Source organism: Aquabacterium sp. (assembly GCF_004297345.1).
Taxonomy (GTDB): Bacteria; Pseudomonadota; Gammaproteobacteria; order Burkholderiales; family Burkholderiaceae_C; genus Aquabacterium.
In genome coordinates this window covers 1-2,973 of the sequence record NZ_SCTN01000515.1, presented here as the reverse complement: position 1 = coordinate 2,973, position 2,973 = coordinate 1, and the positions used below count along the sequence as shown (strand labels likewise).

General features: G+C 60.0%; 5 protein-coding genes. All 5 read right to left on the bottom strand.

Features of this window, described 5'->3' with window-relative positions; genetic code table 11:
• Positions 1-57: 57 nt before the first annotated feature.
• Positions 58-675: a hypothetical protein gene (locus EPO09_RS20065; RefSeq protein ID WP_290645989.1), complete on the bottom strand. Its 618-nt coding sequence runs from the start codon at positions 673-675 to the stop codon at positions 58-60.
• On the bottom strand, positions 665-1,147 hold the full coding sequence (locus tag EPO09_RS20060; RefSeq protein ID WP_290645987.1) for a GspH/FimT family pseudopilin: 483 nt from the start codon (positions 1,145-1,147) through the stop codon (positions 665-667). The genes EPO09_RS20065 and EPO09_RS20060 overlap by 11 nt, the downstream gene beginning before the upstream one ends.
• 177 nt (positions 1,148-1,324) lie before the next feature.
• Positions 1,325-1,720: a type II secretion system protein gene (locus EPO09_RS20055; RefSeq protein ID WP_290645985.1), complete on the bottom strand. Its 396-nt coding sequence runs from the start codon at positions 1,718-1,720 to the stop codon at positions 1,325-1,327.
• A gap of 206 nt (positions 1,721-1,926) precedes the next feature.
• Positions 1,927-2,322, bottom strand: a complete 396-nt coding sequence (locus EPO09_RS20050; protein ID WP_290645983.1) for a type II secretion system protein — start codon at positions 2,320-2,322, stop codon at positions 1,927-1,929.
• 135 nt (positions 2,323-2,457) lie between these two features.
• Entirely contained in the window at positions 2,458-2,868 is a 411-nt protein-coding gene (locus tag EPO09_RS20045) for a type II secretion system protein (RefSeq protein ID WP_290645981.1), read from the bottom strand.
• Between the last annotated feature and the right edge of the window lie 105 nt (positions 2,869-2,973).

The window sequence follows — 2,973 nt, the reverse complement described above, 5'->3', positions numbered from 1 at the left end:
TCAGCGTGAAGCCGGCGTGATGCCGCCTCGATCGGGTGGGAGTTCGGGCTTGGGTGCTCATGGCGAAATCATGGGCGCGGGGGACCAGCGGGTGCGGTACGTGTCCAGGCGCAGGCTTTCGCTGCCGTAGTAGACCGTGACCGTCACCCGCAAGACATTCATCGTCGCCGCAGTGGAGTTGGAGGTGACGCCCCACAAGGCCTCGGGCGTCAAAGCCACGGTGGCCCAATAGCCCTGCGGAGCCCCCGTTGTGCTGCCGGTCAGATCAGGCATGGCTGTTGACGATGAGCCCAAGGTAAGCAGGCTGCACGTTGCCGCGCTGGGCCCTGCATTGCTGCAGTAGTTGCCCAGGTTGTTGAAATTGCTACGCGGCGAGAGGCCTGCTGTCGGGTAGCCAAATTGCTGATAGCTTGAGGCTGGCGTGCACTGCGCCGTGGTCGTGGCGGAAGGGTTGGTGTTGGTCACCGGATCGCAGGCTGTGAAGGGCATTTGATCGACCTCGTCGAGCAGCCCTTCCGCGATGGACAACATCTGCTTGCGCACCATCGGGTCGGCGCTGTGCAAGACACCCATGTCCAGCATGGACACGACGCCGGCCAGAGCCGTGCCCACCACCATGATGAAGATGATGAGCTCGATGAGCGAGATGCCGCGCTGGCCCCGGTCAGTGGACATAGCCGCTTTCCGATTCCACCGTCAAGGTGGACGACTGGCTGACGCTGGCATTGGTCAGTGTGATGGTGGCGGGCGCCCCCGTAACGGGCCGACCCTCAGCGTCAAAATCCAGCACCACCGCCGGGCTCATCGTGACGCCGGTGGGCGCCGTCACCACATTCAAGCCTGACGGCAGCAGCAGCGTGCTGGCACAAGTGCCGTTCGTGTGGTTGACCGGCAAGCCTTTGTCTGACGTGACGGTGACGGTGCTGGCCGCGATGGTCACGCACACATGCCGGCGCTGGGCCACGGCGATCTTGCGCGCGTAGTCGATGGTGCCCTTGACCTGGTCTTTGAAGCCCGCCGATTGCAGAGACATGACCTGGGTGAGTTTGGGCAAGGCGAAGAAGGCCATGATGCCGATCAGGCTCATCACCGATACGAGTTCAATCAGCGTGAACCCGGCTTCGACCTTTGACTGCAAACCCTTCACTACAGGCGCTCCAATGTGAAAACGGGATTGATACCAATTTTGGTAAAAGTGGCAAAACCGAAAGCAGCGAATAAGCCTGGGATCAGCCCTCAGACGTTCGGCCAAAAGCACACAAGCCACCAGAACCAGAACGCACGCTGGTTTTGGTGGCTTGCCAAGGCCGGGCTGCGGCGTTGATCAGTTGATGGTGCGCAGGCCAGTGAAGGTGGCTGACTTGGTGGCGTCAGTGGAGTCGGCCAGCGTGCAGGTCACAGCCGTGCCGACTGGCGAGGCGATGGCGGCAGCCGTCACGGTGTAGCCGGTCAGCGGCGTCTGCATCAGCAGGCTTACGTCAGTGCAGTTGGTGATGGCCACGCATTTGCCGGCCAGGGCGACCTGGCTGTTGGCCGCGCAACCAGCGTAATTGATGGACATGGCGCTATTGGCTGACCCAGCCATGCCTTTGACGGCCGCCAGCTTGGCGTCACTGCTCAGATCGATGAACTTGGGCAGCGCCGTGGCGGCCAGAATGCCCAGGATGACGATGACCACGATCAATTCGATCATCGTGAAGCCCGATTGTGTGCGTTTCATGAACATGCCCTTCAATGGTGAGATGCGGCCTGCGCTCCCCGCGAACGCCCGGCACACAGGGACAAAACCATGCCCTGTGTGTATCTTTCGGCATTCACCCACGATACTTAAGATCGTTACATCTTCATGTGAAAAAAGCCACCAAATCGGAACGCATCCCGAGTTGATGGCCGCTTGGGTGGCCGCTTTGGGCCGAGCAGACTTGATCAGTTGATCGTACGCAAGCCCGTGAAGGTGGCGGTCTTGGTGCCGTCAGTGGAATCGGCCAGCGTGCAGGTCACAGCCGTGCCGACTGGCGAGGCGATGGCCGCTGCGGTCACGGTGTAGCCAGTCAACGGGGTCTGCATCAAATTGCTCACGTCAGTGCAGTTGGTGATGGCCACGCACTTGCCGGCCAGGGCCACCTGGCTGTTGGCCGCACAACCCGCATAGTTGATGGACATGGCACTGTTTGCCGAGCCCGCCATGCCCTTGACGGCTGCCAGCTTGGCATCACTGCTCAGGTCAATGAACTTGGGCAAGGCCGTGGCGGCAAGGATGCCCAGGATGACAATGACCACGATCAATTCGATCATGGTGAAGCCGGATTGATTGCGTTTCATATCAGGTACCTCGTATTGGGGTGAAGGCCGAGTCAGCTCGCCAGTCGTGCCGCCCGGCGCTTTCAAAAATGCACGGTTGAATATCTTTTCGTCCACTTCTCGCCAAGCTTGAGATGCCGACGAGAACTTATTTCGTCAAGGGTTGCCAGCAGAAATGCCCGAAAACTGCAAAGTGTTCCCGGAACTGATCTGCGTCATCGTGCAATTGCCGGTGCTGCCATTGGTCGTGGTCAGATCGGTATGTGAAATGGTGTATTCGCTGGCATCGATCGGCTGCACCATGACAGCGGCGATGTCATCGCAATAGCGCACCGTATGGCACTTGGCCGCGTTGGCGCCACTGGTCAAGTGGCTCGTGGCAGAGCATCCGCCGTAGTTCACCGTCATGGCACCAGCCACGCTGGCCGTGATGCCTTTGAGCGCTGCGGCTTTCGCATCCCCGGATAAGTCCAGGAACTTGGGCAGGGCCACAGCAGCCAGGATACCCAGGATGACGATGACCACGATCAACTCGATCATCGTGAACCCGCGTTGCGTTTGCTTCATGGTGTACGCCTTTGATCAGTGTTTCATGGCCGCACTACCCAGGTTCCACATCGGCAGGAACACACCCAGGGCCAAAATCAGCACCAGGCCGCCCATGAACAGATC

Bases quoted from the DNA above. Each gene is read 5' to 3' on its own strand.
- EPO09_RS20065 (WP_290645989.1), bottom strand. From the start codon at position 675: ATGTCCACTGACCGGGGCCAGCGCGGCATCTCGCTCATCGAGCTCATC.
- EPO09_RS20055 (WP_290645985.1), bottom strand. From the start codon at position 1,720: ATGAAACGCACACAATCGGGCTTCACGATGATCGAATTGATCGTGGTC.
- EPO09_RS20050 (WP_290645983.1), bottom strand. From the start codon at position 2,322: ATGAAACGCAATCAATCCGGCTTCACCATGATCGAATTGATCGTGGTC.
- EPO09_RS20045 (WP_290645981.1), bottom strand. From the start codon at position 2,868: ATGAAGCAAACGCAACGCGGGTTCACGATGATCGAGTTGATCGTGGTC.